This is a genomic window from Cupriavidus gilardii (assembly GCF_013347325.1).
Classification (GTDB): domain Bacteria; phylum Pseudomonadota; class Gammaproteobacteria; order Burkholderiales; family Burkholderiaceae; genus Cupriavidus; species Cupriavidus gilardii.
Window position 1 is genome coordinate 627,500 of record NZ_CP054624.1, and the last position, 17,206, is coordinate 644,705.

A 17,206-nucleotide genomic window follows, 5' to 3' on the forward strand; every position below is an offset into this window, starting at 1 on the left:
GGCGCGGTTGAAACCTCTTCAACCGAATGGCGGGGAACGAGGCGGGGCCTGGGGTTGGCGGCGATGGCGTCAGCGCATCGTCACGGCGCTGTCAGCGTGCTGACAGTTTCGGGTCAGCGGCCTGTCAGCGCGTTGCCGCGATACTGCAGGCCAGGATGCCGCCGGGCGCGACGCGGGGGCGATCGAGCCCCACGCGGCGGGCGGCACTTGCCCCCAACTCGACCCGCACCGACAGGATGGCGCGATGGACCGCTTGCGAGCGCTGACCGTATTCGTGCGCGTGGCCCAGGCCCGCAGCTTCAGCCAGGGCGCGCGCGAACTGGGCATGACGCCGCAGGCCGCCAGCAAGCAGGTGATGCTGCTGGAACGGATGCTCGGCGTGCGGCTGCTGCACCGTACCACGCAGAAGGTCGGGTTGACGCGCGAAGGCGAGTTGTTGCTGGCGCAGTGCCAGCGTCCCGTCGAATCGCTCGAGGTCGCGCTGCGCCATATCGACGGCGAGCGCGAGCAGGTCGCGGGCGTGGTGCGCGTCGCGGCGCCGTATTCGCTGGCGCGCAGCTATGTCGCGCCTGCGATCGGCCAATTCGTGCAGGCCTATCCCGACGTCGCGGTCGAACTGATGGTCGGCGACCATCTGACCGACGTGATCGAGCAGGGCATCGATATCGGGCTGCGCACCGGCACGCTGCCCGACAGTTCGCTGGTGGCGCGCCGCATCGCGCCGCTGCAGCTGATCGTCTGCGCGGCACCGGCCTATCTGGAACGGCACGGTGTGCCGAAGCGCATCGCCGAGCTGGAGCGGCATCGCTGCACCAGCTTCCTGCATCCGCGCACGGGCAAGGTGTTTCCCTGGGAATTCCTGGTCGATGGGGCGATCGAGACGCGCATCTTCGCGCCGTTCGTCGCGACCAACGATGTCGATGCCGAGGTCGAGGCGGTGGCCAGCGGCGCCGCGATCGGGCAGTTCTTCCAGTATGCGGTGGCGCAGCATCTGCGCGCCGGGCGGCTGGTGCCGGTCCTGCCGCAGCATGTCACCGAGCGCTACGGCGTGTTCCTGTACATGCCGGCACGGGCGCATGTGCCCCGGCGCAACCGCCTGCTGGCGGATTTTCTGGTGCAGACGCTGGCCGGACATCAGGATTTCCGGCGGCTTGCGCTGGAGATTCCGCCCTTGCGGCGGCGCGCCTGAACGACGCGCCGCCGCGGTTGCACTACGCGGCTGGCCTTACGACGCCGGGCAAGGCAGTGCCGCCGCGATCTGCGGCCGGCCTTGGGCGATGGCCGGCGAATCGTCCGCGCTCACCGTGTTGTCGGTGAACCGGCAGCCGTAATCCGGCCGCGCCACCGTGGCCGCGTCGAGCACGTCGTCGCCCGCGGGTCTCGGGCCGCCCTGTTCCCACTGCACCATCGCGTCGAACGCCGCCTTCTGCTCGGCCACGGTGAAGTCGCAATGGCTGACGCCGCGGATCGCCCGCTGCACCAGCCACTGCGCGGTGCCTTGCGCATCGGCCCGCCGCTTGTAGATCTGCTGCATGCTGAACGGCACGTACATGTCGCCGAGCGTATGCAGCGTGACGACCGGCACGTTGATGCGCGCGTTGGCCTTCGGGATCCAGCGCAGTCCGTCGCGCCGCAGGCGATTGGCCTCGGGGTCGGCCCGGGCGCGCAGGATGGTGTCGTTCAGCGTGGTCTCCTCGGCGGACAGCGCCGGATCGCTGTCGAGCTGATACACGATGCTGGTGGTCGACACGCCGTTGCGGTTCAGGATGCCGTTGATGGTGCCGTCGCCGCCGAACGTGCCCCACACCGTGTTCTGCACCGGGCCGGCAAAGCCCTGATCGAACATGGGCCGGGCGCCGCCGGTCAGGTTCTGCACGATCGCCTTGACCTTGTCGCCCTGCGCGGTGGTCGCGCTCGGGAACGTGGTGAACAGCGCGTCCCGTACCGCCGGTGCGATCTCGGCCCAGTTGGTCACCGGCCACGCCGTCGCCGGACGCCCCGCATACTGCTGCGCCGCCAGCTGATAGGCCGCGAAGTAGTCGAACAGTTCGGTGTCGCCCATCACGCCGCACATCGGCACCGCGCCGTGATAGCGGACCTTGTTGTTGGCGGTATCGAGCGTTTCCTGGTCGACGGCCGCGGCGGCGATATGGCCGCCCATCGAGTGGCCGACGATGTAGATGCGGCTGGGCGGCGCGAGCGGGCGCCGGTTCTGCGCGGCGATCTGCACGAAGGCCAGCGCCAGCGCATTGGTGTCCTCGACGCCGGCGCGCACGTCGTAGTAGTTCTTGCTGTAGCTTGACGCCGCCCACGCGTAGCCGGCCTCGATCAGATGGCGGCGGATGCTCGGCGTGGTGACGCCCAGTGCCGCGCCGGTGCCGGCATAGCCGTGCGCGTACATCACCAGCTTGCCGTTCCACTGCTTCGGAACCTCGATCCGATAGCCGGAGCCCTTCAGCGTGCCGGTCCAGCGGTCGGTCTCCGGGGCGTTGGGCAGTGCCTCGAAGGCGAGGGCGGCTTCGTTGACGGTGAAGGTGCGGCTGTCCTGGGCGCGGGTCTCTTCCGGCTGGCGCGGGGGATCGTCGTCGTCCCCGCCGCAGCCGGCGAGCGGCAATGCGGCGGCCAACGCCAGCGCCAGGGCGGCGCGCGTGGTGAGCTGCATGGTTGTCTCCTCGTTATCTCGTTGTCGATTTCGGGAGGCCTTCGCCTTCATGCCGCACTGCCACATCGCTTCGTCACGAAAACGAACGACCGTGCACGAAGTCTAAAGACGAGGAGACAAAAAGTAAAAGAAAAGCCGCCCGATGTTTCGCGTAGCGAAATCAACGCCGGCGGCTTGATCGTCGCCGCGGAAGCGCGGACGACGGTGAAAGATGCAGCTGTTCAGCCGCGCTTCGGAATTTCCAGGCCGCGGATCACCGCCGGCCGCGCGACAAAGGCGTCGAGCACGCGTTGCACCTGCGGGAAATCGTCGAAGCCGACGAGCTCGCGGGCCTCGTAGAAACCGATCAGGTTGCGGATCCACGGGAAGGTCGCGACATCGGCGATGGTGTACTGGTCCCCCATGATCCAGTCGCGGCCCGCCAGATGTTTGTCGAGCACGCCCAGCAGGCGCCGGGATTCGGCGACGTAGCGGTCGCGCGGGCGCTTGTCCTCGTATTCCCGGCCGGCGAACTTGTGGAAGAAGCCGAGCTGGCCAAACATCGGGCCGACGCCGCCCATCTGGAACATCACCCACTGGATGGTCTGGTAGCGCGCGGCCGGATCGGCGGGCAGCAGCTTGCCGGTCTTCTCGGCCAGGTACAGCAGGATCGCGCCGGATTCGAACAGGGCCAGCGGCTTGCCGCCCGGGCCGTCCGGATCGAGGATGGCCGGAATCTTGTTGTTCGGATTCAGCGACAGGAATTCCGGCGACAGTTGATCGTCGGTGTCGAACCGCACCAGGTGCGGCTCGTAGGGGAGCCCGATTTCCTCCAGCATGATCGACGCCTTGACGCCGTTGGGCGTCGGCAGCGAATAGAGCTGCAGCCGGTCGGGATGTTGGGCGGGCCATTTACGGGTGATCGGGTATGCGGAAAGATCGGGCATGGTTCCTTGGGTTGGGCTTGAGCCTGGGCTGGACAGGGCGCTCGCCGCCACGGCGGGCACACGCGATCATAAGCGCATTGGCGGCCGGGCGCCGGGGCGGCGTCTGGCGCGGACATCGGCGGATCGTCGGTCTGGGCCGCCGGCCGTTTTGGTACGATGCACGCTTCCCGAATCCGCAGTACTCCGTGTGAAGCGTCTTTCCCTACTCAGCGCCGGCCATGCCGGCGAGCGCGCGCCATGATGCGCGACCGTCTGCGCAGCACCCTCGCCGACTGGCGTGCGCGGCTGCGCCGGCCCACCGGCCGCCAGATCGCCTGGGGCGTGGCCGCGGTGCCCGTCCTCTTTCTCGCCTATACGCTGGTGCTGGTGCCGTTCACGCCCGGCATCAGCGATATCCGCAAGGCCAAATCGGAACGGCCGGCCCAGGTGCTGTCGGCCGACGGCAAGCTGCTGGCCGAGTTCAAGCGCGCGAACCGCGACTGGGTGCCGCTGGACAAGATCTCGCCCAACGTGGTGGCGGCCTTGATCTCGACCGAGGACCACCGCTTCTACGAGCATTTCGGCCTGGACTGGCGGCGTACCGCGGCGGCGGCCTGGTACACGTTGTCCGGCGACCGGCAGGGCGGCTCGACGCTGACCCAGCAGCTGGCGCGCAATCTGTATCCGGAGGAGATCGGCCGCGCGGCCAGCGTGACGCGCAAGATCAAGGAAGCGATCACGGCGCTGAAGATCGAGGCGCTGTATTCGAAGGACGAGATTCTCGAGACCTATCTGAATACGGTGCCGTTCCTGTACAACGCGACCGGCATCGAGATGGCGGCGCGCACCTATTTCGACAAGCCGGCCGACCGCCTCGACGTACTCGAGAGCGCGACGCTGGTCGGCATGCTCAAGGGCACCAGTTACTACAACCCGGTGCTCAATCCCGAGCGCGCGGTCGAGCGCCGCAATACCGTGCTGGCGCAGATGGTCAAGCGCGGCAAGCTCAAGAGCGCGCAGTTCGAGGCGTTGAAGAAGCGCCCGCTGCGGATCGACTTCGAACGGCAGACGCCGGAGGAGGGGCCAGCGCCGCATTTCGCGCAGCAGCTGCGCAAGTGGCTGATCGACTGGGCCGACCGCAACGACTACAACATCTACACCGACGGCCTGGTCGTCCATACGACCATCGATTCGCGGCTGCAGGCGATGGCCAACCAGGCGGTGGCGCGCCAGGGGGCGCGGCTGCAGGGCATCGCCGATGCCGCGTGGTCCCCGCGCGGCGGCTGGAGCGCGAACCGCGCACTGGTCGAGGCCTTCATGCGCGAGACCGCCCAGTACCGGGCCGCGCGCGAGGCGGGTCTGAGCGATGCCGATGCGCTGGCGCAGCTGCGCAAGGACGGCGACGCGATGCGCAAGCTGCACGAGCAGAAGACGCGCATCCAGGCCGGCTTTCTTGCGCTGGATCCGCGCAGCGGCGAGATCCGCGCGTGGGTCGGCAGCCGCGACTTCGCCGACGATGCCTTCGACCACGTGCAGCAGGCGCGCCGCCAGCCCGGCTCGACCTTCAAGCCCTTCGTCTATGGCGCTGCCTTTGCGCAGGGCATCGGCCCGGACACGACGTTGCGCGACGAGGCGGTGGAGATCCGGCTGGCCGGCGGCGAGGTCTGGCGCCCGACCGACGGCGGTCCGCCGAGCGGGCGCGACCTGACGCTGCGCGACGGCCTCGTCTATTCGAAGAACACCATCACCGCGCAGCTGATGCAGCAGGTGGGCCCCGTGCGCGTGGCCAATCTGGCGCGGGCCATGGGCGTGCGGCAGAGCCGGCTCGATACCGTGCCGTCGCTGGCGTTGGGCACCAGTCCCGTGACGCTGAAGGAAATGGTCGCGGCCTACGGCACCATCGCCAACGGCGGCGCCTATCTGCAGCCGACCATGGTGACCCGCATCGAGGACCGCGACGGCCATCTGCTGGAGTCCTTCCGCCCGGCTTCGCCGGAGCGCGTGTTGCCGCCCGCCGTCGCCTACACGCTGCTCGATGTGATGCGCGATGTGGTCGATCGCGGCACCGGTGCCAGCATCCGCAGCCGCTATGGCATCCGTGCCGACGTCGCCGGCAAGACCGGCACCACGCAGGACAACGCCGATGGCTGGTTCATCCTGATGCATCCGCAACTGGTGGCCGGCGCCTGGGTCGGCTTCAACGACGCGCGCGTGACGCTGCGCAGCGACTACTGGGGCCAGGGCGCGCACAGCGCGCTGCCGATCGTCGGCGACGTGGTGAGCCGCGCCTTGCGAACGCGGGCCATCGACCAGCGCGTGCGCTTCGAGAACCAGCAGCAGCCCGGCATGCTGGATCCTTGGCTCAAGTCGGTGGAAGGCTGGTGGGCGCGCACCTTCGGTCCCGCGTCGGAGCCCGAGGCGGCGGCCGAGGTCCACGTCGCGCCGGCACCGGCGGCGCGGCACGAGCCACCGGCCGACAGCGGCATGGCGTCCGAGCCCGAGGTCCTGGACCAGGCCGAGCCGGTACCGGTGCCGACCGATCCGCAGGCATCGGCGCCGTTCGGGGAACCGGTGCCCGGGTCCGGCCAGCCGGCATCGGCCGCGGCAGCGCCTGGGGCGATCAACGGAACGAACGGTGCGGCTGGCGCGGCCGGCACCAATGCGGGGCCGAATCCGGGGGGCTACCCGGGCACCTATCCGGGAGCGGCTGTCGGTACGGGCACCGGCACCGGCGCTGGCACCGGCACCGGCACTGGTACCGGCAACCCCACGCCGCCCGCGGTGCAGGGCAATGGCGCCGCGCAAGGCGCGGCCAACGGAGCGGCCGGGGCACGGCCATCGGCAACGTCGCCCACGCCGTCTGTTGCGCCGCTGCCGCAAGCGGCACCGCCCGCCGCGCCGTCGGCACCGCCATCCACGCCGGCCGCATCGCCGGCACCGGTTCCAACACCGGCCCCGGCACCGCCGGCCAACAACGGCACGGCGAGCCCCAATGCCCCCGGCTGACCGCAGTAGTCGCCGCAGTGCCCCATGCGCTATGCTTGCGCGATTTGGTGAGGATAGGCGCGCACAATGGGCATCCTGAGCTTGAGCAACCTGGTCGCGGAGTTCCTGCTCGCGTTCTCCGCGCTGCTCAGTATCATCAACCCGTTCGGCATGGCCTTCGTGCTGTTCGACCGGACGCGCTTCCTGACCGTCGAGGAGCGCCGCAAGCTCAGCCGTCAGGTCGCGATCAATTCGCTGATCGTGCTGCTGGTGACGTTCTTCCTCGGCACCGCCATCCTGGGCTTCTTCGGCATCTCGCTGCAGGCGTTGCGCCTGGCCGGCGGCTTCGTGGTGGCGTTCAGCGGCTGGACCATGCTGAATGCGCCGACGCAGCCGGCCGAGAAGCGCATCGAATCGGTGTCGACCGGCGATGTCACGCAGATGGCGTTTTTCCCGCTGACGATCCCGCTGACTACCGGTCCCGGGTCCATCGCCACCGCGATCGCGCTGAACGCCAGCCGCAGCCGCGAATGGCGCGATGCGATCGAGTCGGCGGTGGTGTCGGTGACGGTCAGCGTGGCGGTCGCGATCGTCGTCTACGTCGTCTACAGCCGCGCCGAGCTGCTGGCCCGCGTGCTCGGGCCGGAAGGCACCAATGTCGTCACGCGGCTGTCGGCCTTCCTGCTGCTGTGCATCGGCGTGCAGATCATGATGACCGGCATCAGCGAATACCTGACGTCGTTGCCGGGCCTGGGCTGATCCGCGCGGCAGCCGTCGGCACGCCGGCTGCCGGTCAATCCAGACGGAACTGTCCCACCGCGCCGGTCAGCCGCGCCAGTTGCTGCTGCTGGCGCGCGACCTCTTCGGCGGTCTGGTCGACATGGTCGGCGTTCTGGCGCGCTGCCGCGTCGATGCCGGCGATATTTCCATCCACCTGATCGATGCCGGCGCGCTGTCCGCCGGTGGCGAGCGCCATCTGGTCGACGATGGCGGCGAGCCGCGCGACGCTGGCCTCGAGTTCGCCCATCGTGCTGCCGGCGGTGCCGACCAGCGCCGAGCCCGCGCGTGCGCGATCGACCGATTCGCCGATCAGCGCGCGGATTTCCTTGGCGGCCGCTGCGCTGCGCTGGGCCAGCGTGCGCACCTCGCCCGCCACCACGGCAAAGCCGCGGCCCTGCTCGCCGGCGCGCGCGGCTTCGACCGAGGCGTTCAGCGCCAGGATATTGGTCTGGAACGCGATGCCGTCGATCACGCCGATGATGTCGGCGATCCGTTCGCTGGCGGCATGGATTTCGCCCATCGTGCGGATGACCGAGCCGATCACCTCGCCGCCCTGCGCCGCCACCGCGCGCGACGTGCCCGCCAGCGTATGCGCCGCCTGCGCGTGGTCGGCGTTCTCGTGGGCGCTGCGGCGCAGTTCGCTCATCGCCGTGACGATTTCCTCCAGCGCGTGCTGCTGGCTGTGGGTGCGTTCGGCCAGCACCGCATTGCGCTGCAGGATGTCGCCGGAGGCGGCCGCCGCCTCGGCGGCGCTGTCACGCACCTGCAGCAGCGTGCCGCGCACCGCATCGAGCGTGGCCTGGAACGAGCGCGCCAGCGCGCTGACGGGCTGCGGCTCGCCGGCGCGCGCCGGCGTCAGCGTCAGATAGCCGGGATCGCGGCCGATGCGCGCGGCCAGCGCCGCCAGCTCGCCGGCGGAGCGGGCGTCGGCCTCCATCCGATAGGCCAGCACCACCAGTACCGCTGTCTGCACCACGACAAAGGCGGCATGCAGCAGCACGATGCCCAGGCCCGGCTCGGTGAAGCAGATCACGCCCCAGCCCCACGTCTGAAAGTAGTTGAAGCTCAGGTGGTGCACGGCGATCAGCGCCGCCGCCAGCAGGATCGGGCGGAAATCGCGATACGCGAGCAGCACGGACAGCAGCACGAATACCGCGAAGTGGTACTCGGCCTGTCCGTGCGCCTGGTGGATCAGCAGCCCGACCATCGCCATCGAGATCGCCGCGGTGGCCAGCCGCGTGCCGAGCCGGCCCGGCAGCGCCGCGGCCCACAGGCTGGCCGCCGCCGACAGCGGCAGGCCGACCGCCAGGCTCGGGCCGACCGTACCGTAGCGCCAGCCCGCCAGCAGCGAGGCGGCCCACAGCAGCCAGATCGTACCGACCAGCAGGCGGTCGGCGCGACGGTGAACGGCGGCCAGCAGCGTGCCGCCGGCCTCCGCCTCGGCCATCTGTTGATCCGGTCGGGCCGCGGCGCGATCCGTTTCGGCGCGCAAAGCCAGTGTGCTGCTACCCATTCGATCCCCCTGTCGTTGCAATCAGTACGCACTCGTTGTGGATGTTGTTATCGCGGCTGCACGACGGCATGCCGCCGCACCGACGATATCGGCAGATTCGGCGCGGACCTGAGGCCGGATGCGGTCATCGTTTACCCGCAGGAAGACGGCGTTTGCCGGTAAGGATTGCCAGCGCCGTTGTAAGGACGCATCGGCGGGCCGGCGTCGCGCGGATCGGCGTGCGGGGGGTGAGCTGGCAGCGGGCCCGCCTGGGCGGCCGCCAAGGGGCATATGGCGGCGGCGGCATGAAAGTTGCGGCCGCACGGCCAGGTGCCACGCGAGGGCGTGGCGTTCGCCAACCTTTGCCAGACAGGAGACAGCCCATGGCCACACCCGAGCAACTCCCGCCGCAGCATCAGGACCGGCAGCCCGGCCTGGAAAGCGAAATGCATCCGAAGCCCGACAGCGGCGCCGACGACTATGTCGGCAGCGGCCAGCTGACCGGCAAGGTCGCGCTGATCAGCGGGGGCGACAGCGGCATCGGCCGCGCCGTCGCGGTGGCGTTCGCGCGCGAGGGCGCCGATGTCGCGGTGGCCTATCTGAACGAGCACGAGGATGCCAGGGAGACTGCGCGCCTGGTCGAGGCAGCGGGCCGCCGCTGCCTGCTGATGGACGGCGACCTGGGCGACAGCGCCCATGCCGCGCAGGTGGTCGAGCGGACCGTCAAGGAACTCGGCAAGCTCGACATCCTTGTCAACAACGCGGCCGAGCAGCATCCGAAGCAGCAGCCCGAGCAGATCGACGAGGGCCAGCTCGAGGCGACCTTCCGCACCAACGTCTTCGCGATGTTCCACCTGACCCGCGCCGCGCTGCCGCATCTGCAGCCGGGCTCGGCCATCGTCAATACCACGTCGGTCACCGCCTATCGCGGCAGCGCGCACCTGCTCGACTACTCGTCGACCAAGGGCGCGATCGTCTCGTTCACGCGCTCGCTGGCGCTGCAGGTGGTCAAGCGCGGCATTCGCGTCAATGGCGTGGCACCGGGGCCGATCTGGACGCCGCTGATCCCGTCGACCTTCCCGCCGGAGCAGGTCGAGAAATTCGGCAAGGAGACGCCGATGGGCCGCCCCGGCCAGCCGTTCGAGGTGGCCGCCGGCTTCGTCTTCCTCGCCTCGCACGCGGCCAGCTATATCACCGGGCAGGTGCTGCATATCAACGGCGGCGAGGTGATCAACGGCTAGCGCGAAGGCAAGTTTCGTTGTGGCAAGGGAACCGATGGGCCGGGCCGGCACCGGCCCGGCGGGGTGGCGTTCGCGCTTGACGTTCGGGGCTCGGCGTCTAACCTGAAGGCTTGCTGGGGTAAGCTGCGCATTCGTGCAGTGCGCCGCCATCGCGGTTGCCCGGTCCAGTCCTTGCCACCATGGCCCACAGCTATCTCGGTACGCGCCACTACTTCGCCACGCAGCGCCGCACCCTGGTGGCGCTGCTGTTCGGCGCGATCCTGTTCCCCGCGGCGGTGCTGGCAACCTGGGCGTGGCTGTCGCTGCGCGCGGACATGTCCGAGGCCGAGCAGCGCTCGGCGCGGCTGGCGCGGGTGATCCAGGAGCACGCCAGCAAGGTCTTCGAAGGCAATCACCAGATCAACAGCCGCATCCGCGATGCCACCGCCGGCTGGAGCAACGCGCAACTGCGCCAGCACGAGGACGACATCCACACCCGTCTTGCCGATATCGTCGGCGGGCTGCCGCAGGCGTCGTCGCTGGCGGTCTACGACGAGCAAGGGTTGCTGCTGGCCAGCAGCCGCTTCTATCCGGTGCCGCGCGTATCGATCAGCGAGCGTGAGGATTTCCGTGCGATCGTCGGTGGGCTGCGTCCGTTCGACGTGACCGGTGTCGTCACCGACAAGGTGGTTCCCGAACGCGTGATCAACGTCAGCATGCCGCGGCTCGGGCCCGACGCGAATGTCGCCGGATTGGTGTCGGTGGCAATGCGCCCCTCGTATTTCGCCGACTTCTATCGCGACGTGCTGAGCCAGGAGACCGGCGCCGAGGCCGCGCTGGTGCGCAGCGATGGCGTGGTGCTGGCCGCGTATCCGGACAGCGTGCCCGAACAGGTGCCCGATGCGGTGCGCGAGGGACTGCAGCAGGTATCCGAGGGTTCCGGCGACAGCGTCGCGCGGATGGCGGGTCCTGGCGGCGACGACAGCATCGTCGCGCACTGGTCGATCGGCGGCGGACAGCTGCACGCCGTGGTCGGCATTCCGATGCGCGTGATTCACGCCCAGTGGCGGCACCGCCTGTATATCGGCGCGACCGTGGCGGCGATTCCCGCCTTCGCGCTGTGGGCGCTGGCCTGGATGAGCCTGCGCCGGCTCAAGCGCGAAGAGCAGTCGTATCTGCGATGGCAGGAGGAGGTCACGCGCCGCCAGGAAGTCGAGGAACGCTATCGGCAGTCGCGCAAGCTCGAGGCGGTGGGACATCTGATCACCTCGGTCGCGCACGACTTCCGCAACGTGCTGTCGGTGATCTCGTTCAATACCGATCTGATGATCACGCGTCCCGATGTCGCGCGCGAGAAGGCGCTGGCCGGCATCAAGCGCAGCGTGGCGAGCGGCGTCGCGCTCAGCAACCAGCTGATCGGCATGGCGCGCAAGCGCCAGCACCGCAAGGAGGTGTTGCTGCTGCCGCAGGAGGCCGAGGGCTGGACGCCGCTGATCCGCTCCGCGCTGGGGCCGCGCGTGCAGCTGCGCTACGAGGTCGACCCGGCCTGCTGGCCGGTCTGCGCCGACCGCAACGAGCTCGAACTGGCGATGATGAACCTGGCGTCGAACGCGCGCGACGCGATGCCCGGCGGCGGTCAATTCGTCGTCGCGGCCTCCAACGTGACGCTGGACGGCAGCCGTCCCGGAGGCGTGCGCGGCAATTATGTCTGCCTGTCGGCGCGCGACAACGGCAAGGGCATGCCGCCCGAGGTGGTGGAGCGGGTCTTCGAGCCGCTGTTCACCACCAAGACCGCGGGGCTGGGCAGCGGCCTCGGCCTGGCGCAGGTGCACGACTTCTGCCGCGAAGTCGATGGCGTCGCGGTGATCGAGTCCGAAGTCGCCAAGGGCACGACGGTGCGGCTCTATCTGCCGGCCTGGGAACATGGCGACAGCCATGCGCGGACACGCTGGGGGGCCGGCGCCAGCGCCGTGCTGATCGTTGCCGATCAGCCGCGCAGCGTGCAGAGCGCCGTCGAATCGCTGCAGGCCACCGGCCACCGGGTCACGCTGGTGCGCGACGAGGCCGAGGCGATGGCGGCGACCGACCGTTACGGCTTCGATCTGGTGATCGCCGATGCGCGCCTGGGTCCCGCGCTCGGGGGACTGGCGCTGCGCGACCGGCTGACTCGCAGCTTTCCCTTCCTGCCGGTGATCCTGATGACCGACGACGCCGACATGATCGCGCTGGCGTCGGTATCCGGGCTGCCGTTCCTGCTCAAGCCATGGAACGCGCAGACGCTGGTCAAGGCCGGCATCCTGGCGCCGACCCGCGCGGTGGACGGGCAGTCGAGCCCGTCGCGGCTGTAGCGCTCGGCCGCGCCTGCCCGCTGCCGTTCAACCGGTACGGCGCAACAGCGCGACCGGCAGCGGATCGAGTATGTCCGCGACGCGCAGCCGGCCGTTCGGCGCGGACAGCGTGCGCCCGGTCAGCGCATCGGTCCAGCGGCTGGCGCCTGGCTCGCCGACGCACAGCAGCGTGTCGCCCCATGCCGCCTGCGCGATCGCCGGCCGGTCCTGCACCAGCCGGGCGGCCAGCCGCGCGGTGATCGCGATCGCGCGATCGTCGCCGCGCCGCCGCTCGAACGCCAGCAGATGCGACGCCGCCGGGCCTTCGCCATGCAATTGCCGGTAGCCGCCATCGCGGAACAGCGCGGGCTGTTGCTGCCGCGCGGCCAGCAGTGCGCGCACCAGCTGCACCTTGATGCGGCCGTCGCGCCATTGTTCGAGCCACGCTTGCCAGCCCGCCGAGCAGGCCAGTGCCGCGCGCAGCGAGTCGTAGTCGACGGGGCGGCGGTTGTCGGGATCGACGAGGCTGAAGTCCCAGCCCTCCGTGCCCTGATACCGGTCCGGCACGCCTGGGGCGGTGAGTTGCAGCAGCGTCTGCGCCTGGCTGTTCAGCGCGCCGGCCGGTGCGATGCGTTGCGCGAAGCGCGCGATGCCGCCGAGCAGGTCGCTGTGCGCCATCGCCTGCAGCAGCCCCGCATAGGCCTGTTCGTAACCCTCGTCGGGCCGCGTCCAGTGGCCGTGCCGCTTGGCTTCGCGCACCGCCTTGGTCTGCCACGCGCCGACGCGTTCGAGCAGTGCCTGCACGGCCGGGTCGCCGGCATCGCGGTCGGCGCGCAGTTCGGGCGGCCAGGCGCCGACCAGGGTTTGATACAGCATCAGCCGGTCGGCGCCATCGGGACCGGCGCGCTGGGCCGAACCTGCGAGCCGCAGCGCGCGGGCTTCCCACTCCCCGACCGCGGCCTGCCATTCCGGCGCGAGTTCGCTCAGCACCGCCAGCCGCATCCGCATGTCCTCGCCGCGCTTGTGGTCGTGGGTCGCGGTCGCCAGCATCGCGTGCGGCCAGACCTGCGCGCGCACCGCCATGCGGGCATGGAAGCGGTCCGGTGGCATCGCCAGCGTGGCGGGGTGGCTGCCGACCTCGTTGCGCGACAGCAGCCGGCCGTAGCGGTAGAACATCGTGTCTTCGGCGGCCTTGGCGGCCAGCGGCGGCATCAGTTGCTGCACGCGGGCGCGCGCCTCGCGCAGCGCGGCGTCGCCATGCGGACCCGCGCAGAGCCAGGCCAGCAAGCGATCGACGGTCGCGCTGTCGTCGGGACGGACCGCGCGCCGGGCCAGTTCGGCGGCGGTCTCCAGCCGCAGGCGGTCCTCGCGCGACCACGCGTGTTCTCCCAGATAGGTCCGGTAGACCTCCAGCGGTTCGAGCAGCGCCGCCAGCGCGCGGCGCCAGCTCGCCAGCGTCAGGTCGCGCGTGGCGGGCTCGGCGCGGGCACAGGCATGCAGGCGGCGGCAGGCGCCTTCGAATTCGGTGACCAGAAAGCGCGACAGCAGGTGGCGGCGTGCCTCGCGCACCTGCTCGCCATATTCGCGGCTGTCCCCGCTGACCTGCTGCCACAGTGTGGTCAGCGCCGTTTCGCCGGCGCCGTCGTGCAGCACCGCGCCGACCTCGTCCATGAAGTCGTAGCCGGTGGTGCCGTCGATCTGCCATTCGGTGCGCAGCGTTTCGTGCTCGGCCAGGATCTTTTCGATGACGATCCAGGGCCGCGCGCCGCGCGCCGCCATCGCGGCGTTCAGTTGCCCGCGCAGCTGCTGGCAATAGCCGCCCGGGTCGGCCAGGCCATCGACATGATCGACGCGCACGCCGTCGATCAGGCCATCGCGCGCAAGACGAAGCACCAGCGCATGCACGTCGTCGAACACCTGCGGCTGTTCGACGCGTACCCCCACCAGCTCGCTGACCTCGAAGAAGCGCCGCCAGTTCAGTTCGTCGGCCGCGGTGCGCCACCAGGCGAGCCGATAGTTCTGCTGCTCCAACAGCGCGTGCAGCCGCTCGACTCCGCCGGGCGCCGCCGCATCGAAGCCGTCGCCGCCGGCGTCGAACGCGGCCATCGACTCGTCGGACAACGGTACCTCGTGCTCGCCGTACTGCAGCCAATGGCGCTGCCCGTCGCCGCGGACCGCAATTTCGCCGGCCTGCAGCGTGTCCCAATACGGGCGTCCCAGGATCGGCAGCAGTACCTTGCCATGCAGTTCGGGATCGGGCGAATGCCAGTCGATATCGAAGTGTCCGGCGTAGGGGCTCTCCGCGCCGCGCGCCAGCACGTCGGCCCACCAGCGGTTGTGGGTCGAGCTGGCCGCCATATGGTTGGGCACGATGTCGATGATCACGCCCAGCCCCGCGGCGCGCGCGCGTCCGGCCAGCGCCTGAAAGGCGGCGTCGCCGCCCAGCTCGGGGTTGATCCGCTGGAAGTCGATGACGTCGTAGCCGTGCGTCGAGCCGGGTTTGGCCGCGAAGATCGGCGACAGGTACAGATGGCTGACGCCGAGCGAGGCGAGATAGTCGACCTGGCGCTCGGCGTCGGCGAAGGTGAAGCCCGCATGCAGCTGCAGCCTTGCCGTGGCGCGCGGCACCAGGGTGTGGCCGCGGTCGGCGGCGTGATCGGCGTCGGAATGCGATTCGTTGCTGGAGGCTGACGACATGGTGGCAAGCGGCCGGCGTTCAGCCGGTAGTGTCTTCGGACCGCGTCTGCTGCCCGGATTGCAGATAGGCGACCGTGGCGCCGGCGGACAGCGTGCCCGCTTCGAGCAGACGCGCGGCGCCGGGCTCGCTCTCGGCCAGCAGCTCGCCTAGCGGCGCGTCGCCGCAGGAAACGACGGCGTCGCCGAGGTTGGCCCACAGTGTCAGCAGCGCGCCGTCCCCCAAGCGCCAGCTGGCGCGCACCGCCGCGTCGCCGAGCACGGCGGCGCCTTCGCTGCGCGTGCCGGGCAGCCGCGGCAGCAGCTCGCGCCGGCGCAGCGTGATCAGCGACTTGTAGTACTGCGCGTATTCGCCGTCGGGGTCGAACTCGGGGCGCGATGCCTCGAAGGTGGTCGGCGCATTCGGGTCCGGAATGCTGTCCGCGCGCGCGCCGTCGGCAAAGCCGGCCATCGAGCCGAATTCGCGGCGGCGGCCTTCGCGCACGGCGTCGGCCAGTTCCGGCGGATGGCTGGTGAAATAGAGGAATGGCGTCTGCGTGCCGCCTTCCTCGCCCATGAACACCATCGGGATCTGCGGGCACAGCATCTGCAGCGCGATCGCGGCGCGCAGCGGGCGTGGCCGGGCCAGCGCCGCGATGCGCTCGCCGAACGCGCGATTGCCGATCTGGTCGTGGTTCTGCAGGAAGCTGATGAACGCGGTCGGCGGCAGATGGGCGCTGCGCTGGCCGCGGTGGACAGGCTTGTCGCCGCCCGATTCGCGCGTGCGGTGCGGCGACGCCTCGCCCTGATAGGCGAAGCCCTCGGCCAGCACGCGCGCCAGATGGCGGGTGGTGGGGCCGAGCGGCTGGTGGTCGCCCCGCGGTGCCGCGTCCTGGTCATAGGCGCGGCCGTAGTCCGGACCGGGATGGCTGCCGGAATCGGCGCGATGCGCGGCATCGGCGCCGGCGCCGAATTCGGGCGCGACCACCGCGCCATAGTCGGCGTAATAGCCGTCGTGTTCGCCGGTCAGCAGCACGTGCAGCACGTGGTGCGCGTCATCGTTCCACTGCGCGTCGTAGCCGCCGGCCAGCAGCGCGGCGTCGTTGTTGTCGTTCTCCAGCACCAGATGGATCTGGCGGCCGGCGCAGCGCTGCCGCAGCGTCGGCGCCAGTTCGGCCAGCCAGCCCTCGTCGGCGATCGCATGCACCGCATCGAGCCGCAGCCCGTCGAAGCGGAAGTCCTGCAGCCAGTAGCTGGCGTTCTCGGTGAAGAAGTCGCGCACCTCCTGCCGGCGGAAGTCGATGGCCGGGCCCCACGGCGTGCGCACATCCTCGCGGAAGAAGGCGCTGGCGTAGCGCGGCAGATAGTTGCCCTCGGGGCCGAAGTGGTTGTAGACCACGTCCAGCAGCACCATCATGCCCAGGCCGTGCGCCGCATCGATCAGCGCCCGCAGCTGGTCGGGCGTGCCGTAGCTCGATTCGGGCGCGAACGGCAGTACGCCGTCATAGCCCCAGTTGCGGCTGCCGGGAAACTCGGCCAGCGGCATCAGCTCGACCGCGGTAAAGCCCAGCGCCGCCAGCCGCGGCAGTTCGCGCATCGCGCCGGCGTAGCCGCCGCACAGGCCGACGTGCATTTCGTAGACGATGGCTTCGTGCCAGGGCCGCCCCTGCCAGTACGGATGGCACCACTGGTAGGTGGCCGGATTGACGACCACGCTGGCGCCGTGCACGTCGCCGGCCTGGGCCCGCGAGGCCGGGTCCGGCACGATGGTGCCGTCGCCCAGGCGGAACCAGTAGCGCGCGCCCTCGCAACAGGCCACGGTGGCCTCGAACCAGCCGTCGCCGGCCGGCGTCATCAGCACTGGGCCGGCGTCGTGGATCTCGAGCCGGGGAATCTCGCCCTCGGCCGCCATATCGGGCGCCCACAGACGGAAGCAGGTGCGGCCGTCGGCCAGCCGCAACGGTCCGAAGCGCGGCTGGCTGGCCGGCGCCGCTTCAGGCGCGCTGCCCAGCGGCGCGGCCGCCGGCGCGGTGCCCAACGTTTCCCAGCCGCCGCGCGGCTGGGCCGCGGCCGCCGCGGCAGCGGGATTCGGCTCTACGTTCATGATGATTTCCGTATCGATGAAAGGCGGGCGGCGGCAGCGGCGATGGCGCGCGGCCCGC

General features: G+C 70.3%; 10 protein-coding genes. 5 read left to right on the forward strand and 5 right to left on the reverse strand.

Translation table 11 applies throughout. The features are described from left to right. The first annotated feature begins 244 nt into the window (after window positions 1–244). Window positions 245–1,189 carry a LysR family transcriptional regulator gene (locus FOB47_RS03075; protein WP_174779917.1) on the forward strand — a complete coding sequence of 315 codons (945 nt, stop codon included), beginning with the start codon at window positions 245–247 and terminating at the stop codon, window positions 1,187–1,189. Window positions 1,190–1,225: 36 nt separating this feature from the next. Here the strand turns inward: FOB47_RS03075 and FOB47_RS03080 are convergent, their stop codons facing one another. Beyond that, window positions 1,226–2,662, reverse strand: a complete 1,437-nt coding sequence (locus FOB47_RS03080; RefSeq protein ID WP_174779918.1) for an alpha/beta hydrolase family protein — start codon at window positions 2,660–2,662, stop codon at window positions 1,226–1,228. Between the two features lie 221 nt (window positions 2,663–2,883). Continuing rightward, on the reverse strand, window positions 2,884–3,588 hold the full coding sequence (locus tag FOB47_RS03085; RefSeq protein WP_053824236.1) for a glutathione binding-like protein: 705 nt from the start codon (window positions 3,586–3,588) through the stop codon (window positions 2,884–2,886). A 237-nt stretch (window positions 3,589–3,825) separates the two neighbouring features. On the opposite strand from FOB47_RS03085, the gene FOB47_RS03090 reads away from it, so the two are divergent. Further along, entirely contained in the window at window positions 3,826–6,573 is a 2,748-nt protein-coding gene (locus FOB47_RS03090; RefSeq protein ID WP_174779919.1) for a penicillin-binding protein 1A, read from the forward strand. 66 nt (window positions 6,574–6,639) lie between these two features. Beyond that, the gene (locus FOB47_RS03095; RefSeq protein WP_006578648.1) at window positions 6,640–7,311 is read left to right on the forward strand and encodes a MarC family protein; all 672 of its coding nucleotides are present in this window, start codon (window positions 6,640–6,642) and stop codon (window positions 7,309–7,311) included. Between the two features lie 34 nt (window positions 7,312–7,345). Here the strand turns inward: FOB47_RS03095 and FOB47_RS03100 are convergent, their stop codons facing one another. Then, window positions 7,346–8,779 (reverse strand): methyl-accepting chemotaxis protein, encoded by a 1,434-nt coding sequence (locus FOB47_RS03100; protein WP_174779920.1) that lies wholly within the window; start codon window positions 8,777–8,779, stop codon window positions 7,346–7,348. Window positions 8,780–9,207: 428 nt separating this feature from the next. Between FOB47_RS03100 and FOB47_RS03105 the strand changes: the two genes are divergently transcribed. Both FOB47_RS03105 and FOB47_RS03110 read left to right on the forward strand, forming a co-directional pair. Then, window positions 9,208–10,065, forward strand: coding sequence for an SDR family oxidoreductase (locus FOB47_RS03105; protein WP_174779921.1), 858 nt, complete (start codon window positions 9,208–9,210; stop codon window positions 10,063–10,065). A 179-nt stretch (window positions 10,066–10,244) separates the two neighbouring features. Next, window positions 10,245–12,392 carry an ATP-binding protein gene (locus FOB47_RS03110; protein WP_174779922.1) on the forward strand — a complete coding sequence of 716 codons (2,148 nt, stop codon included), beginning with the start codon at window positions 10,245–10,247 and terminating at the stop codon, window positions 12,390–12,392. A gap of 27 nt (window positions 12,393–12,419) precedes the next feature. On the opposite strand, the gene treY is transcribed toward FOB47_RS03110, so the two are convergent. Together treY and FOB47_RS03120 are read right to left on the reverse strand one after the other, a co-directional pair. Beyond that, window positions 12,420–15,002, reverse strand: a complete 2,583-nt coding sequence (treY, locus tag FOB47_RS03115; RefSeq protein ID WP_174780844.1) for a malto-oligosyltrehalose synthase — start codon at window positions 15,000–15,002, stop codon at window positions 12,420–12,422. An 85-nt stretch (window positions 15,003–15,087) separates the two neighbouring features. Then, window positions 15,088–17,148, reverse strand: coding sequence for an alpha-amylase family glycosyl hydrolase (locus FOB47_RS03120; RefSeq protein WP_174779923.1), 2,061 nt, complete (start codon window positions 17,146–17,148; stop codon window positions 15,088–15,090). Window positions 17,149–17,206: the final 58 nt, after the last annotated feature.